Origin of the sequence: Streptococcus oralis (genome assembly GCF_023110435.1) — a bacterium.
Classification (GTDB): domain Bacteria; phylum Bacillota; class Bacilli; order Lactobacillales; family Streptococcaceae; genus Streptococcus; species Streptococcus oralis_CF.
The window spans coordinates 31,667-47,570 of record NZ_JALDWB010000001.1 but is presented as its reverse complement, the minus strand read 5'-3'; the positions used below and the strand labels follow the sequence as shown (position 1 = coordinate 47,570).

General features: G+C 43.5%; 18 protein-coding genes. 8 read left to right on the top strand and 10 right to left on the bottom strand.

All coding sequences use genetic code 11. The features are described 5' to 3' along the window. Positions 1-51: 51 nt before the first annotated feature. Positions 52-612, bottom strand: a complete 561-nt coding sequence (locus M1F97_RS00250; RefSeq protein ID WP_001150567.1) for a mechanosensitive ion channel family protein — start codon at positions 610-612, stop codon at positions 52-54. Positions 613-765: 153 nt separating this feature from the next. Here M1F97_RS00250 and sstT point away from each other — a divergent pair, with 153 nt between their 5' ends. Both sstT and M1F97_RS00240 read left to right on the top strand, forming a co-directional pair. Then, on the top strand, positions 766-1,971 hold the full coding sequence (sstT, locus tag M1F97_RS00245) for a serine/threonine transporter SstT (RefSeq protein WP_247943811.1): 1,206 nt from the start codon (positions 766-768) through the stop codon (positions 1,969-1,971). Between the two features lie 67 nt (positions 1,972-2,038). Then, positions 2,039-2,992 carry an aromatic acid exporter family protein gene (locus M1F97_RS00240; protein WP_247943810.1) on the top strand — a complete coding sequence of 318 codons (954 nt, stop codon included), beginning with the start codon at positions 2,039-2,041 and terminating at the stop codon, positions 2,990-2,992. Between the two features lie 508 nt (positions 2,993-3,500). On the opposite strand, the gene M1F97_RS00235 is transcribed toward M1F97_RS00240, so the two are convergent. Both M1F97_RS00235 and M1F97_RS00230 read right to left on the bottom strand, forming a co-directional pair. Further along, positions 3,501-5,045, bottom strand: a complete 1,545-nt coding sequence (locus M1F97_RS00235) for a peptide chain release factor 3 (RefSeq protein WP_247943809.1) — start codon at positions 5,043-5,045, stop codon at positions 3,501-3,503. A 144-nt stretch (positions 5,046-5,189) separates the two neighbouring features. After that, on the bottom strand, positions 5,190-5,882 hold the full coding sequence (locus M1F97_RS00230) for a YwaF family protein (protein ID WP_247943808.1): 693 nt from the start codon (positions 5,880-5,882) through the stop codon (positions 5,190-5,192). A 204-nt stretch (positions 5,883-6,086) separates the two neighbouring features. Here M1F97_RS00230 and gatC point away from each other — a divergent pair, with 204 nt between their 5' ends. The 6 genes from gatC (at position 6,087) to nusB (ending at position 10,812) form a co-directional block, all read left to right on the top strand. Further along, positions 6,087-6,389 carry an Asp-tRNA(Asn)/Glu-tRNA(Gln) amidotransferase subunit GatC gene (gene gatC, locus M1F97_RS00225; protein ID WP_000705419.1) on the top strand — a complete coding sequence of 101 codons (303 nt, stop codon included), beginning with the start codon at positions 6,087-6,089 and terminating at the stop codon, positions 6,387-6,389. Beyond that, a complete protein-coding gene (gene gatA, locus M1F97_RS00220; protein WP_247943807.1) occupies positions 6,389-7,855 on the top strand; it encodes an Asp-tRNA(Asn)/Glu-tRNA(Gln) amidotransferase subunit GatA in 1,467 nt (488 codons plus the stop codon). The genes gatC and gatA overlap by 1 nt, the downstream gene beginning before the upstream one ends. Continuing rightward, positions 7,855-9,297, top strand: coding sequence for an Asp-tRNA(Asn)/Glu-tRNA(Gln) amidotransferase subunit GatB (gatB, locus tag M1F97_RS00215; RefSeq protein WP_247943806.1), 1,443 nt, complete (start codon positions 7,855-7,857; stop codon positions 9,295-9,297). The genes gatA and gatB overlap by 1 nt, the downstream gene beginning before the upstream one ends. 128 nt (positions 9,298-9,425) lie before the next feature. Beyond that, entirely contained in the window at positions 9,426-9,986 is a 561-nt protein-coding gene (gene efp / locus M1F97_RS00210; protein WP_000568640.1) for an elongation factor P, read from the top strand. A gap of 21 nt (positions 9,987-10,007) precedes the next feature. Further along, positions 10,008-10,397 carry an Asp23/Gls24 family envelope stress response protein gene (locus tag M1F97_RS00205; protein ID WP_000510598.1) on the top strand — a complete coding sequence of 130 codons (390 nt, stop codon included), beginning with the start codon at positions 10,008-10,010 and terminating at the stop codon, positions 10,395-10,397. Further along, positions 10,390-10,812 carry a transcription antitermination factor NusB gene (gene nusB, locus M1F97_RS00200; protein WP_084971775.1) on the top strand — a complete coding sequence of 141 codons (423 nt, stop codon included), beginning with the start codon at positions 10,390-10,392 and terminating at the stop codon, positions 10,810-10,812. Before M1F97_RS00205 ends, nusB begins: the two co-directional genes overlap by 8 nt. 49 nt (positions 10,813-10,861) lie before the next feature. Here nusB and M1F97_RS00195 read toward each other — a convergent pair whose 3' ends face one another. From M1F97_RS00195 to accB, 7 genes are all read right to left on the bottom strand, one after another. Further along, positions 10,862-11,584 carry a CPBP family intramembrane glutamic endopeptidase gene (locus M1F97_RS00195; RefSeq protein ID WP_247943805.1) on the bottom strand — a complete coding sequence of 241 codons (723 nt, stop codon included), beginning with the start codon at positions 11,582-11,584 and terminating at the stop codon, positions 10,862-10,864. Positions 11,585-11,602: 18 nt separating this feature from the next. After that, complete coding sequence (gene briC / locus M1F97_RS00190; protein WP_247944305.1) at positions 11,603-11,797, bottom strand: biofilm-regulating peptide BriC; 195 nt, start codon at positions 11,795-11,797, stop codon at positions 11,603-11,605. Between the two features lie 152 nt (positions 11,798-11,949). After that, the gene (locus M1F97_RS00185) at positions 11,950-12,717 is read right to left on the bottom strand and encodes an acetyl-CoA carboxylase carboxyl transferase subunit alpha (RefSeq protein WP_247943804.1); all 768 of its coding nucleotides are present in this window, start codon (positions 12,715-12,717) and stop codon (positions 11,950-11,952) included. Beyond that, positions 12,714-13,580 carry an acetyl-CoA carboxylase, carboxyltransferase subunit beta gene (gene accD / locus M1F97_RS00180; RefSeq protein WP_247943803.1) on the bottom strand — a complete coding sequence of 289 codons (867 nt, stop codon included), beginning with the start codon at positions 13,578-13,580 and terminating at the stop codon, positions 12,714-12,716. The genes M1F97_RS00185 and accD overlap by 4 nt, the downstream gene beginning before the upstream one ends. A 35-nt stretch (positions 13,581-13,615) precedes the next feature. Further along, positions 13,616-14,983, bottom strand: coding sequence for an acetyl-CoA carboxylase biotin carboxylase subunit (accC, locus tag M1F97_RS00175; RefSeq protein ID WP_000488665.1), 1,368 nt, complete (start codon positions 14,981-14,983; stop codon positions 13,616-13,618). 11 nt (positions 14,984-14,994) lie between these two features. Continuing rightward, positions 14,995-15,417: a 3-hydroxyacyl-ACP dehydratase FabZ gene (fabZ, locus tag M1F97_RS00170; protein WP_000565515.1), complete on the bottom strand. Its 423-nt coding sequence runs from the start codon at positions 15,415-15,417 to the stop codon at positions 14,995-14,997. Further along, positions 15,414-15,902, bottom strand: a complete 489-nt coding sequence (accB, locus tag M1F97_RS00165; RefSeq protein ID WP_247943802.1) for an acetyl-CoA carboxylase biotin carboxyl carrier protein — start codon at positions 15,900-15,902, stop codon at positions 15,414-15,416. The genes fabZ and accB overlap by 4 nt, the downstream gene beginning before the upstream one ends. Positions 15,903-15,904 lie beyond the last annotated feature (2 nt).

The following is a 15,904-nucleotide window of genomic DNA, read 5'->3' as shown; positions in this document are numbered from 1 at the left end:
TCCTTTACCAAACTCTTTCTATTGTACCACAAATCTGCCAAAATAGCAGACCTACTCTGTACGAGAGAAGTTGCTGACAACAGTGATATTTCGGTTGGGAACAAAGTGAAGGGCTTGGTCGTCACTGCGAAGTTGGGTCGTACGGATTCCTACACTGACAACCTTTCCAGATACGGTAATAGGACCATTTGTGAGGACCACTTCGTCGCCCACATCAAGCTGGCGTTCAAAGAGGATGAAGAAACCATTGATAACATCAGACAGAAAACCTTGTGCACCCATCCCAATGGCAACCCCAGCAATCCCTGCCCCAGCAAGGAGGCTGGAAACTGGCAAGCCCAAAATGGACAAGATACAGTAGATTAAAAAGAAATAAAGGGTGTAGTTAAAGATATTCTCAAGCAAACGAGAAATGGTCTTTTGTCTTCCTGCATCTCGATTTGAAAATTTAAGCGAGGGCTTGACAATCTTTCGTACAGTCGCATGAAGCATCTTTTTAGCTATATAAAATAGTAAAAACAAAATCAAAAGAGAAATCAGCTTGGTCAAGAGATTCTCTAAAATGGTTGTTAAATCAAGTTTATCAAAATAGCGTTGAAAAAAATCTTGCATATAAAACTCCTTTTTAGTATTATACCACAAATCATCCCGTTCAAATCCCTCATAAATATTCCGATATTCCCCCAAACTCAAAAAAAAAAAAGACTTGCCTCAACGGCATATTTATACTATAATCATAAACAATACATTTTGAAGGAGACTATTATGAAAAAAATCATTCGAGCCTGGAACAAGGCCAGCCTCATCAAACGTATCCTAATCGGCATGCTTCTTGGAGCCTCTCTAGGGCTACTTTTTCCTAGTCTGTCGGGGCTCGGCATTCTCGGTGACCTATTCGTTGGGGGTCTGAAAGCCATCGCTCCTGTCTTGGTCTTTACCCTCGTCGCAAATGCCCTCTCACAACATCAAAAAGGGCAAGATACCAATATGAAGACCGTTATTTTTCTCTATCTACTCGGTACCTTTGCAGCTGCCTTGATTGCTGTACTGGCTAGTTTTCTCTTCCCCGTCCAGATTACTCTCAGCAGTGCGAGCACAGAGATTGCCCCACCAGACGGCATCGGTCAAGTTCTCAGCAACCTCCTGCTGAATCTCGTGGACAATCCCCTCAATGCCATCGTCAAAGCCAACTATATTGGAATCCTATCCTGGGCTGTTGTCTTTGGACTTGCTATGAGAGAAGCTAGCAAAAACAGCAAGGAATTGCTCAAAACCATGGCAGGAGTAACTTCCAAGATTGTGGAGTGGATTATCAATTTGGCACCTTTCGGAATTATGGGCTTGGTGTTCAAGACCATCTCTGACAAAGGCATTGCCAGTCTAGCCAACTATGGGATGCTACTGGGACTCTTGATTGCTACCATGGCTTTTGTAGCTCTCATCGTCAACCCACTCATCGCCTTTCTCTTTATGAGGAAAAATCCCTATCCCCTTGTTTTGAAATGCCTACGTGTCAGTGGTATTACAGCCTTCTTCACTCGTAGCTCTGCCGCCAATATCCCTGTCAATATGAAACTCTGCCAAGACTTGGGACTGAATCCTGACACCTACTCTGTTTCTATCCCCCTTGGCTCCACTATTAACATGGCTGGCGCAGCCGTAACCATTAACATTCTGACTCTAGCTGCAGTCAATACGCTAGGAATCTCTGTCGACTTTGGTACAGCTTTTGTACTCAGTGTAGTGGCTGCTATTTCTGCCTGCGGAGCTTCTGGAATCGCTGGCGGATCACTCCTCCTCATTCCCGTCGCTTGTAGTCTCTTTGGGATTTCAAATGACGTTGCTATGCAGGTAGTCGGAGTTGGTTTTGTCATCGGTGTCGTCCAAGATTCCTGCGAAACGGCCCTAAACTCTTCTACCGACGTCCTCTTTACAGCAGTAGCTGAGTACGCGTCGGCACGTAAAAAATAGATTTTTTAAGACAAGTCTTCCAAGCCTTGTCTTTTATACTCTTATTCTAGTATTATAGGAAATTCTCATGTCTATAACCCAACGTACGACAAAACTGATCTTAGCGACCTGCCTCGCTTGTTTTCTAGCTTATTTTTTAGATTTATCATCAGCGGTTTCAGCTGGAATTATCTCCCTCTTAAGCCTATCCGACACGCGCAGAAGCACACTGAAATTGGCACGTAACCGCCTCTTTTCCATGCTCCTAGCACTGGCTATCGGTGTTCTAGCCTTTCAACTGACAGGCTTTCACATCTGGAGCCTCGGGCTCTATCTGGCTCTCTACGTGCCCCTAGCCTATAAAATGGGTTGGGAAATTGGCATCACCCCTAGCAGTGTCTTGGTCAGTCATCTTTTGGTACAAGAGTCTACCTCTCCAGAGCTCTTGCTCAATGAAGTACTCCTCTTTCTCATCGGGACGAGCTTTGCTCTATTGGTCAACCTTTATATGCCCTCTCGTGATAAAGCCATCCAAAGCTACCACCTTCAAGTCGAAGAAAAGTTAAAAGGCATCCTCCTTCGCTTTAAGTACTATCTGTCGAGGGGAGACGGACGCAATCAAGCCCAACTCGTTGACCAATTAGACAGACTCCTCGATGAAGCTCTCAAACTGGTCTATTTGGATCACTCAGACCACCTCTTTCACCAGACGGACTACCATATCCACTACTTTGAGATGAGGCAACGGCAAAGTCGTATCCTGCGAAATATGGCCCAGCAGATCAATACTTGTCACCTAGCCGCAAGTGAAAGTTTGATCTTGGCCCAGCTCTTTTCTAAGATTGCTACCCAGCTAAGCCAGACCAATCCTGCTCACGATCTACTTGATGACATCGAACGCTATCTGCAAGTCTTCCGCAATCGGAGTCTCCCTAAAACACGTGAGGAGTTTGAGACCCGTGCCACCCTCCTGCAGCTACTACGCGAAGCCGAAACCTTCATTCAGGTCAAGGTCGATTTTTATCAGAAATATGGAAACTAGAAAAACCTCAGAAGAATTCATGTAACATGATTTCTCTGAGGTTTTTAATTTACCTTTGACTTCAATTACCTTTACTATATGAAAATAAATCCAAATTCCACGAATCAAAATCATTCGGGGACTTTTCCTAATGAAGTGTTTAGGGGAGCTGCCATAGCGGTTACCGATTGTTAGATTACGACACTGAGTTTGGCAAATCGATTCTATTTGACAAACGTAGTTAGTAAGGCAGTTAGAATAACCTTATCATCGAACTGTTACGACGTAAAGTTTTACGAATCCATAATATTCGTAAAACTTTACTAGTGGAGCGCCTAGCCAAGTTCAATAGTAACTTGGCGTTAGTTACTTAGATTGTTACACAATCATCAAAATTCAGTTTCCTACGACACGAAGAGGCGAAAACGATTATTTTTCGCCGATGAGTTAGTGAGGCAGTTAGCTAGTTCGCCAAATAGCGACTAGCGTCCAACAATTAGGAACTTTAGTTCCAATTGTTGGTACTGAGTTACATCTTCTCTTCCAACTCTACGTCTGGGTACTTATCCGCAAACCAGCGGAGGGCAAAGTCATTTTCGAAGAGGAAGACAGGTTGGTCAAAGCGGTCCTTAGCCAAGATATTACGACTAGATGACATGCGTTCATCCAAGTCCTCAGGCTTGATCCAACGAACAGTCTTTTTACCCATCGGGCTCATGACCACTTCCGCATTGTATTCATTTTCCATACGGTGCTTGAAGACTTCAAACTGAAGTTGACCTACAGCGCCCAGCATGTACTCGCCTGTTTGGTAGTTAGTATAAAGCTGAATGGCTCCCTCTTGTACCAACTGCTCAATTCCCTTGTGGAAGGATTTTTGCTTCATGACGTTCTTAGCAGAAACTTTCATGAAAATCTCAGGGGTAAAGGTTGGCAGTGGTTCAAATTCAAACTTGTTTTTTCCAACCGTCAAAGTGTCTCCAACCTGATAAGTACCTGTATCGTAAACCCCGATGATATCTCCTGCTACAGCGTTGGTCACATTCTCACGACTTTCCGCCATAAACTGGGTAACATTCGAAAGCTTGGCACCCTTACCAGTACGAGGCAGATTGACACTCATCCCACGCTCAAATTCGCCCGATACAATACGGACAAAGGCGATACGGTCACGGTGTCGAGGGTCCATGTTGGCTTGGATTTTAAAGACAAATCCAGAGAAATCCTTGTCATAAGGGTCCACAATTTCGCCATCTGTTTTCTTGTGTCCATGTGGCTCTGGAGCAAATTTCAAGAAAGTTTCGAGGAAGGTCTGCACACCAAAATTTGTCAGGGCTGAACCGAAGAAGACAGGTGTCAATTCTCCAGCAAGAATGGCCTCCTCTGAGAATTCATTTCCAGCTTCATTCAAAAGCTCAATATCTTCCTTAACTTGTTCGTAGAAAGGATTGCTGCCAAAGAGCTTGTCCCCTTCTTCCAGACTGGCAAAACGCTCATCCCCTTTATAAAGTTCTAAACGTTGGTTATAGAGGTCATACAAGCCCTCAAAAGCTTTCCCCATCCCGATTGGCCAGTTCATAGGGTAGCTGGCAATCCCTAGGACTTCTTCTAGTTCTTGCAAGAGGTCCAGTGGCTCACGACCGTCACGGTCCAGCTTGTTCATAAAGGTAAAGACGGGAATCCCACGGTGCTTCACAACCTCAAACAATTTCTTGGTTTGGGCCTCGATACCCTTGGCAGAGTCCACGACCATGACCGCAGCATCCACCGCCATCAAGGTACGATAAGTATCTTCTGAGAAGTCCTCGTGCCCTGGTGTATCAAGGATGTTGACGCGCTTACCATCGTAGTCAAACTGCATAACAGATGACGTGACCGAAATCCCACGTTGTTTCTCAATATCCATCCAGTCAGACTTGGCAAAAGTCCCTGTTTTCTTTCCTTTAACCGTACCAGCCTCACGAATCTCGCCCCCAAAGTAGAGCAACTGCTCAGTGATAGTTGTTTTCCCGGCATCCGGGTGGGAGATGATGGCAAAGGTACGACGTTTCTTAATTTCTTCTTGAATAGTCATAAGTTCTCTTTCTTTGATTTTCTATTTTTAGTTGTTTCAGTAGCTAAGAATGATTTTTACATTGGATTTTACTATTCCTTTCAACTCTCCATTATATCGGATTTTGGGGAGTTTTTCAATTGCTCATCCGATGAAAAAGGTAAGCTAGAGCACAGATTTCACCTGATTTCTCTTTTTCCACCGTTTCTTGAACAAGATATCAAAGAGAAGCAAAGCTAGAGAAAGAATAACCGACACAAGGAGGTACTTTATCCATAGAGGAGCATTCGAGATAAATGGTGTATCTCTTAAGAGGCCATAATTTCCACCAGTCAGCTGATTAACCCCAATTAGAAAGAGATTGAGAACAAAGGTGTAGGCTACTATCATATATTTCTTGAGTAGACTCTTGTCATAGTGATTCATCAAGTAGACCAAGGAATTCACCAAAAGGGTATAGTGTCCAATCAAAAATGAAAAACTGGTGATATGGGGGAAATCATAGGGGTCAAAAACGGGGTAAACCAAGGCAAAGACCGCTCCACTTGCTCCTAAGAGGGCAAAGTATTGCTTGCTCCGCCATTTATCTGGCAAGAAAACCACCGCAAACATAGCCAAACGACAATGATAAAATGGAAGGCTATTAGAAAATGGAATCCCAAAACCAACATACCAACTATATAGGGCTAGTAACTGGAGGATCTGAATCCCCTTAAACAAGCGGACGAATTTCGGATTTTTGTGATAAGCAAGTGCTCCATAAATACAAAGCACTAAGACAAGCATCATAACCCCATACCAAAAGAGCGAAATGGGAGGAGGAACGGTTTGGAATCTTGTAAAAAAATTATGTAGCATATTTTCTATCCTAACTCATCTTTCGAGGAATTCTTCCTACATTAATCTCTAGTCTCACTCAATTTTTCTTTTAGTTTAACTATTATAGCGAATTAAAAGCGATTTTTCAATTTCTATTTCTTTTCAGTTTGCCTTAGCTTATTTATAGGAAAATATGGTAAAATAGAACAGACTAAAAATCATCATTTCACGAAAGGATGCAAGATGAAAATTACGCAAGAAGAGGTAACACACGTTGCCAATCTTTCAAAATTAAGATTCTCTGAAGAAGAAACTGCTGCCTTTGCGACAACCTTGTCTAAAATTGTTGATATGGTTGAGTTGCTGGGCGAAGTCGACACAACTGGTGTCGCACCTACTACAACCATGGCAGACCGCAAGACCGTACTCCGACCTGATGTGGCCGAAGAAGGAACAGACCGTGATCGCTTGTTTAAAAACGTACCTGAAAAAGATAACTACTATATCAAGGTACCAGCTATCCTAGATGATGGAGGAGATGCCTAATGACTTTTAATAACAAAACTATTGAAGACTTGCACAATCTCCTTGTCTCTAAGGAGATTTCAGCAACTGAATTGACCCAAGCAACACTTGAAGATATCAAGTCTCGTGAGGAAGCCCTCAATTCATTTGTCACCATCGCCGAGGATCAAGCTCTTGCTCAAGCCAAAGCCATTGACCAAGTAGGAATTGACGCTGGTAATATCCTTTCAGGAATTCCACTTGCCGTTAAAGATAATATCTCTACAGATGGTACCCTCACAACTGCAGCCTCAAAAATGCTCTACAACTACGAGCCTATCTTTGATGCGACAGCCGTTGCCAATGCCAAAGCTAAAGGTATGATTGTTGTTGGGAAAACCAACATGGACGAGTTTGCCATGGGTGGTTCTGGTGAGACTTCTCACTACGGTGCCACTAAAAACGCTTGGGATCACAGCAAGGTTCCTGGTGGTTCATCAAGTGGTTCTGCTGCAGCTGTAGCGTCAGGGCAAGTCCGCTTGTCGCTTGGTTCTGATACTGGTGGTTCCATCCGCCAACCTGCTGCCTTCAACGGGATCGTTGGTCTCAAACCAACCTACGGAACGGTTTCACGTTTTGGTCTCATTGCCTTCGGTAGCTCGCTAGACCAAATCGGACCTTTTGCACCAACTGTTAAGGAAAATGCCCTCTTGCTCAACGCTATTGCCAGCGAAGATGCTAGAGACTCTACTTCTGCTCCTGTCCGCATTGCCGACTTTACTTCAAAAATCGGCCAAGACATCAAGGGCATGAAAATTGCTTTGCCTAAGGAATACCTTGGTGAAGGAATTGACCCAGAAGTTAAAGAAACTATCCTGAACGCGGCCAAACACTTTGAAAAACTCGGTGCTATCGTCGAAGAAGTCAGCCTTCCTCATTCTAAATACGGGGTTGCCGTTTACTACATCATTGCTTCATCAGAAGCTTCATCAAACTTGCAACGCTTTGACGGTATCCGTTACGGCTACCGCGCAGAGGATGCGACTAACCTTGATGAAATCTATGTAAACAGCCGTAGTCAAGGTTTCGGTGAAGAAGTAAAACGCCGTATCATGCTGGGTACTTTCAGCCTTTCATCAGGTTACTACGACGCCTACTACAAGAAGGCTGGACAGGTCCGTACCCTCATCATTCAAGATTTCGAAAAAGTCTTTGCGGATTACGACTTGATTTTGGGACCAACTGCTCCAAGCGTTGCCTACGATTTGGACTCCCTCAACCACGACCCAGTTGCCATGTACTTGGCAGATCTTTTGACCATCCCTGTCAACTTGGCAGGTCTTCCAGGGATTTCGATTCCTGCTGGATTTGCTCAAGGTCTACCTGTCGGACTCCAATTGATCGGTCCTAAATACTCAGAAGAAACTATTTACCAAGCTGCTGCTGCTTTTGAAGCATCAACAGACTACCACAAACAACAACCCGTGATTTTTGGAGGTGACAACTAATGAACTTTGAAACAGTCATTGGACTTGAAGTCCACGTAGAGCTTAACACCAATTCAAAAATCTTCTCACCTACTTCTGCCCACTTTGGAAATGACCAAAATGCCAACACTAACGTGATTGACTGGTCTTTCCCAGGAGTTCTGCCAGTTCTCAATAAAGGTGTTGTCGATGCCGGTATCAAAGCTGCTCTTGCCCTCAACATGGACATCCACAAAAAGATGCACTTTGACCGCAAGAACTACTTCTATCCTGATAATCCCAAAGCCTACCAAATTTCTCAGTTTGATGAGCCAATCGGTTATAACGGCTGGATTGAAGTGGAGCTAGAAGACGGTACAACCAAGAAAATCGGTATCGAACGTGCCCACTTAGAGGAAGATGCTGGTAAAAACACCCACGGTACAGATGGCTACTCCTATGTAGACCTCAACCGCCAAGGAGTGCCCTTGATTGAGATCGTATCTGAAGCTGACATGCGTTCTCCTGAAGAAGCCTACGCTTATCTAACAGCCCTAAAGGAAGTCATCCAGTACGCTGGCATTTCTGACGTTAAGATGGAAGAAGGTTCTATGCGTGTTGATGCCAACATCTCCCTTCGTCCTTATGGTCAAGAAAAATTCGGTACCAAGACTGAGTTGAAGAACCTCAACTCCTTCTCAAATGTTCGCAAGGGTCTCGAATACGAAGTGCAACGTCAAGCTGAAATCCTTCGCTCAGGTGGCCAAATCCGCCAAGAAACACGTCGTTACGATGAAGCCAACAAAGCAACCATCCTCATGCGTGTCAAGGAAGGTGCTGCAGACTACCGCTACTTCCCAGAACCAGACCTACCACTCTTTGAAATCTCAGATGAGTGGATTGAGGAAATGCGAACAGAATTGCCAGAGTTTCCAAAAGAACGCCGTGCTCGCTACGTATCTGACCTTGGTTTGTCAGACTACGATGCTAGCCAGTTGACAGCAAACAAAGTCACTTCTGACTTCTTTGAAAAAGCTGTCGCCCTAGGTGGTGATGCCAAACAAGTCTCTAACTGGCTCCAAGGTGAAGTCGCTCAATTCTTGAACGCAGAAGGCAAAACTCTCGAACAAATCGAATTGACACCAGAAAACTTGGTTGAAATGATTGCCATCATCGAAGACGGCACTATCTCTTCTAAGATTGCCAAGAAAGTCTTTGTCCACCTGGCTAAAAATGGCGGTGGTGCGCGTGAATACGTTGAAAAAGCAGGTATGGTCCAAATCTCAGATCCAGCTATCTTGATTCCAATTATCCACCAAATCTTTGCGGATAACGAAGCTGCCGTTGCCGACTTCAAATCAGGTAAACGCAACGCAGACAAGGCCTTCACAGGATTCCTTATGAAAGCTACCAAAGGTCAAGCCAACCCACAAGTTGCCCTCAAACTCCTTGCACAGGAATTGGCGAAGTTGAAAGAAAACTAGACAGAACAAAACCAGCCCTAAGGTTGGTTTTTTCTTCTCTACCAACTCCCAATAACTATTTTGGCTTTATTTCCAGAGTATTTTATGGTAAAATGAAGAGTAATAATATTTATTAAAGAGGTAAAAACATGATTGAAGCAAGTAAATTAAAAGCTGGTATGACATTTGAAACTGCAGACGGAAAATTGATCCGCGTTTTGGAAGCTAGCCACCACAAACCAGGTAAAGGAAACACGATTATGCGTATGAAATTGCGTGATGTCCGTACTGGTTCTACATTTGACACAAGCTACCGTCCAGAGGAAAAATTTGAACAAGCCATCATCGAGACTGTCCCAGCTCAATACTTGTACAAAATGGATGACACAGCCTACTTCATGAACACAGAAACTTACGACCAATACGAAATCCCTGTAGTCAACGTTGAAAACGAATTGCTTTACATCCTTGAAAACTCTGATGTGAAAATCCAATTCTACGGAACTGAAGTAATCGGTGTAACTGTACCAACTACTGTTGAATTGACAGTTGCAGAAACTCAACCATCTATCAAAGGTGCTACTGTTACAGGTTCTGGTAAACCAGCAACGATGGAAACTGGACTTGTCGTAAACGTTCCAGACTTCATCGAAGCAGGACAAAAACTCGTTATCAACACTGCAGAAGGAACTTACGTTTCTCGTGCCTAATCTCTAGAAAGAGGTCATTCTATGGGAATTGAAGAACAACTTGGCGAAATCGTTATCGCCCCACGTGTACTTGAAAAAATCATTGCTGTTGCTACTGCAAAGGTAGAGGGCGTACACTCTTTTTCAAACAAATCAGTATCTGATACCCTTTCAAAACTTTCACTCGGCCGCGGCGTTTATCTTAAAAACGTGGACGAAGAACTCACAGCAGATATCTACCTCTACCTTGAGTACGGAGTAAAAGTTCCTAAGGTAGCTGTTGCTATCCAAAAAGCTGTCAAAGATGCAGTCCGCAATATGGCTGATGTAGAACTCGCTGCTATCAATATCCACGTTGCAGGTATTGTTCCAGATAAAACACCAAAACCAGACTTGAAAGACTTGTTTGATGAGGACTTCCTCAATGACTAGTCCACTATTAGAATCTAGACGTGAGCTCCGTAAGTGTGCCTTTCAAGCTCTTATGAGTCTTGAGTTTGATACAGACGTCGAAACTGCTTGTCGTTTCGCCTACACACACGATCGTGAAGATACGGATGTGCAACTCCCAGCCTTTTTGACAGAGCTCGTTTCTGGTGTTCAAACTAAAAAGGAAGAACTAGACAAGCAAATCACACAACATCTAAAAGCAGGTTGGACCATCGAGCGTTTAACACTCGTGGAGAGAAATCTCCTTCGCTTGGGAGTTTTTGAAATCACTTCATTTGACACTCCACAGTTGGTTGCTGTTAACGAAGCTATCGAGCTTGCAAAGGACTTCTCAGATCAAAAATCTGCCCGTTTTATCAATGGACTGCTCAGCCAGTTTGTAACCGAAGAACAGTAAACAAAAAAAGTGTTTGACAATTATCAAACACTTTTTTCTTTGCCTTCCACTATCTAAAAAAGTGGTAATAGACATAATTATAAACAAAAATCCAGATAGGTTTTGCATAAATGAGAAAGTTGAAAAAACTATGACAGAGAATGGTCAATCGAAGATTGTCGGTAGAACGATAAACAAGGGCAAAAAAGAAACCAATCAGACTATAATATAATAAACTAATTGGGTCCCGGTGAGATAGTATCAAATGACTAAGTCCAAAGATAAGGCCTGATAAGATGACATCTAAATAGTACTTTGACTTAGTAAAGAAGGTGTTCATAAAATAACCACGGTCAAGCGTCTCTTCCAAAATAGGACCAATAACGACTGTTAAGATAAAACTAAGAACTGTAGATAGAACAGTTGGTTGTCCATTTGAAAGTACCACCGCAAAATAGACATCATGAATATTCCTATGATTAATCAAATGAGCATAGCGTACCCAAAAATTACCGAGAATCTGGTAAACCACATAACTTGCAAATAAATAGAAGACAAATGACCAGTTCCAGCTCTTTTTCTCAAAGATAAAGAGCATCTTTTGCTTTTTTAACCACCAAATTAATAGAAGGAAACTTCCTACTAATCCTATTGTTAAAATAAGAGAATAGGCATCAGCGCCTAACCCTAAAATGATTGCCGCATACAATCCAATTGTTTGTGGTAAATAGGTAGATAGTAAAATAATAAGCAAAAATATTCCAAACTGTCTTAGTTTCTTTGTGTTTCTCATCGTACTTTTTTTGAAAGATTATCCTGCTCGGAAGCCGTACTTCCAAGCATCCCTATAAGAATTAAGTGCCCCTTGCCCCATATAGGAAGCAAATTCTCTATAATATAACCATCTACCATATCCATCTTCCCAAACAGCAAGACTACCTGAAGTTTGCTCTAAATCCTCAGATGAAAGAACTGTAAATGTTTCTGTACCTGTCGTTGCAAGTATCTCCTTAAAATAGATTGTTGTAGGCTTGCATTTATAGTATAGTTCTTTTTTGTCTATTTTATAGTCCATCTCCTCAACTGTCAATTTTTCGTCCTGAAATGTATGTTCTCTAGAAAAAATGCTAGAACCTTTACTCAGTTCTAGCTTTCTTTTTAGTATTTTCTAAACCGTTGGTAACGTTCTTCGAGGAGCTGTTCCAAGGCTAATCCTTGCAAGCGGTCAAGCTCTGCACGCAATTCATTTTTAACACGAGCTTGCAGTTCCTTACTGGAAAGCCCTGCTTCTGAGATTACCTTGTCAACGATCCCCATTTCTAGGAGTTCGTGTGAAGTGATTTTCATCAACTCTGCCGCTTCCATGGCACGGCTTCCATCCTTCCAAAGGATAGAGGCAAAGCCTTCTGGGCTGAGTACAGCATAGATCGAATTTTCCAGCATCCAGACACGGTCAGCAACGGCTAGTGCTAATGCACCTCCAGACCCTCCTTCACCGATAATAATCGCGATGATTGGAACCTTGAGGTCGCTCATTTCCATCAGGTTTCGAGCGATTGCTTCCCCTTGTCCACGTTCCTCAGCTCCAACACCTGGGTAAGCTCCAGCAGTGTTAATGAAGGTTACAACTGGACGACCAAATTTTTCTGCCTGTCTCATCAAACGAAGAGCCTTGCGATAGCCTTCTGGATGGGGTTGCCCAAAGTTCCGTTTGAGGTTATCATGAAGACTCTTCCCCTTTTGGATACCGACGACTGTGACCGCTTGGTCACCTAACCAGCCAATTCCACCAATGACCGCACCATCATCTCGGAAAGAGCGGTCTCCATGCAATTCGATAAATTCATCGAAGATTCCACTGGCAAAATCAAGGGCTGTCAAGCGACTTTGCTCGCGTGCCTCTCTGACTATTTTTGCAATATTCATCCGCGACTTCCTCCATGCAATCTCACTAATTTAGCAATTGTTTCTGGTAGATCTCTACGTTTGACAATTGCATCAACAAATCCATGTTCAAGCAGGAACTCTGCTTTTTGGAAGTCATCCGGCAAGGTCTCACGAACTGTATTTTCGATAACACGACGCCCTGCAAAACCAACTAAACTCTGGGGCTCTGCTAGGATAATGTCACCTTCCATAGCAAAAGAAGCTGTCACTCCGCCTGTTGTCGGATCCGTCAAAATAGTCAGGTAAAAAAGTCCTGCCTTGGAATGACGTTGAACTGCCGCAGAAATCTTAGCCATCTGCATCAAGCTCATGATTCCTTCTTGCATACGGGCTCCACCGGAAGCTGTGAAGAGTACGACTGGTAAGTTTTCTATCGTCGCATACTCAAACAAGCGCGTGATTTTTTCACCCACAACGGTTCCCATAGAAGCCATGATAAAGTTAGAATCCATGATTCCAAGGGCAACTTTTTGCCCCTTGATGTTAGCTGTACCAGTCAGGACAGCTTCATCCAGTCCTGTTTTTTCACGCATAGTAGCAAGTTTTTTCTGGTAGCCAGGAAAGTTTAATGGATCTTGAGTTTCAATACCCGTAAACATCTCTACAAAGCTGTCAGAATCAATCGTCAAATCCAAGCGTTCCTGAGCTGAAATACGGAAAGTATAGCTACAATGGGGACAAATTCGTTCGCTCCCAAGATCCTTTTGGTAAATGGTGTGTTTACAACCAGGACACTGGGAGAAGAGTTCATCCGGAACCTCAGGCTTGGCTTGTGGTTTCTGCCTTACGGAACGGTTAGGATTGATCCGAATATACTTATCCTTTTTACTAAATAGAGCCATAACTCCCCCTTTTAGTTCTCATTCTGTTTGAAAGTCTATTCTTTTTCTTGGTATTTTGGCAAGAAAGTTTCCATCAAGAAGGAAGTATCGTAGTCACCAGCGATAACTCGGCGGTCTGAAATCAGATCCAACTGGAAGTCTGCATTGGTTTGCACTCCTTCAATATCAAGTTCATAAAGTGCCCGTTGCATCTTCATCAATGCATCAAAACGATTCTCCCCATGAACAATGATTTTAGCAATCATACTATCATAGTAAGGAGGAATGGTATAACCTGGATAAACTGCTGAGTCCACGCGCAAGCCAACTCCACCACTTGGTAGATAGAGATTGGTAATTTTCCCTGGGCTTGGAGCAAAGTTAAATGCTGGATTTTCCGCATTGATCCGGCACTCGATAGCATGACCTCGTAGGACGATATCTTCTTGTTTGAAAGGCAAGGGTTGCCCGGCAGCAATGCGAATCTGTTCCTTCACGATATCCACACCTGAAACAAACTCTGTGACTGGGTGTTCAACTTGCACACGAGTATTCATTTCCATGAAGTAGAAATTGCCACTCGCTTCATCGAGAAGAAATTCAATCGTCCCTGCATTTTCATAGCCTACAGACTCTGCTGCACGAACGGCTGCAGCACCAATTTCATTACGAAGGGTTTTGCCAATCGCAATGGATGGGCTTTCTTCTAAGACCTTTTGGTTATTCCGTTGGAGTGAACAATCCCGTTCACCAAGATGGACAACATGACCCTCTTGGTCCGCAAGAATCTGAACTTCGATATGACGAGCTGGATAAATCACACGCTCAAGATACATTGCGCCATTTCCAAAGTTGGCCTTGGCTTCACTGGATGCTGTTTCAAAGGCCGCGACCAAGTCTTCTGCCTTTTCAACCTTACGAATCCCTTTTCCACCACCACCTGCCGATGCCTTGAGCATGACTGGGTAGCCAATCTTTTCTGCAACTGCAAGTGCCTCTTCAGCCGTGTGAACTTCACCATCAGATCCTGGGATAACTGGAACCCCAGCCTTGATCATTTGCTCACGCGCATTGATCTTATCTCCCATGGTATCCATTACGGCTCCAGAAGGACCGATGAACTTAATTCCCACTTCATCACACATAGTAGCAAACTTGGAGTTTTCGCTAAGAAATCCAAAACCTGGGTGGATGGCTTCTGCCTCTGTTAGGACTGCAGCAGATAAAATCGCATTGATATTGAGATAAGATTCTGTCGCCTTACCAGGTCCGATACAGATAGCTTCATCCGCTAGAAGTGTGTGAAGAGCTTCCTTATCAGCAGTTGAATAGACTGCTACGGTCGCAATGCCTAATTCACGCGCAGCTCGAATAATGCGAACCGCAATCTCACCACGATTGGCAATTAAAATTTTACGAAACATGGAGAACCTCCTTAGTTTCCAATTGCAAAGGTAAGAGTACCACTCGCTGCAAGCTTGCCATCTACTTCAGCCTTTGCTTCAACCACGGCAATGGTACCACGACGTTTGACAAAAGTAGCCGTCATGACTAATTGATCACCTGGTACAACTTGCTTCTTGAACTTAACCTTGTCCATTCCAGCGTAGAAGACTAACTTTCCTTTGTTTTCAGGTTTGGACAATTCCAAGACACCAGCAGTCTGAGCCAAGGCTTCCATGATAAGAACACCTGGCATGACTGGGTATTGTGGAAAATGGCCATTGAAGAAAGGTTCGTTGATGGTGACATTTTTAATGGCAACAATGGTATCCTCGCTCACTTCCAAGACACGGTCCACTAGGAGCATAGGGTAGCGATGGGGTAGAGCTTCTTTGATTCCTTGAATATCGATCATTTGATACGTACCAATCCTTTACCGAACTCAACCATTTCTTCATTTGAAACGAGAATTTCTGTCACCACGCCATCCTTAGGTGCAGGAATCTCATTCATGACTTTCATGGCTTCGATGATCACCAAAGTCTGACCTTTTTTAACACTGTCTCCAACTGTGACAAAGGCAGGTTTATCTGGTCCAGCGGCCAAGTAAGCCACCCCTACAAGTGGACTTTCAACGACATCACCCTCTGGAGCAACCGTCGTTTCAGCTGGTGCTGGTGCTTCTTCCACAGCACTCTCTACTGGAGTTGAAGGGGCAGAAACTACTGGACTTGCAGCTACTGCAGTTGGCGCTGGAGCAACTTGAGCTGGCGTTTCAGAAGTCATTCTTGCTTCATTCTTACTGAACTGCAATTCGTCCTGTCCATTTTTATAAGAAAATTCTCTCAAACTTGATTGGTCGAATTGAGCCATCAAGTCCTTGATCTCATTTAAATTCATAA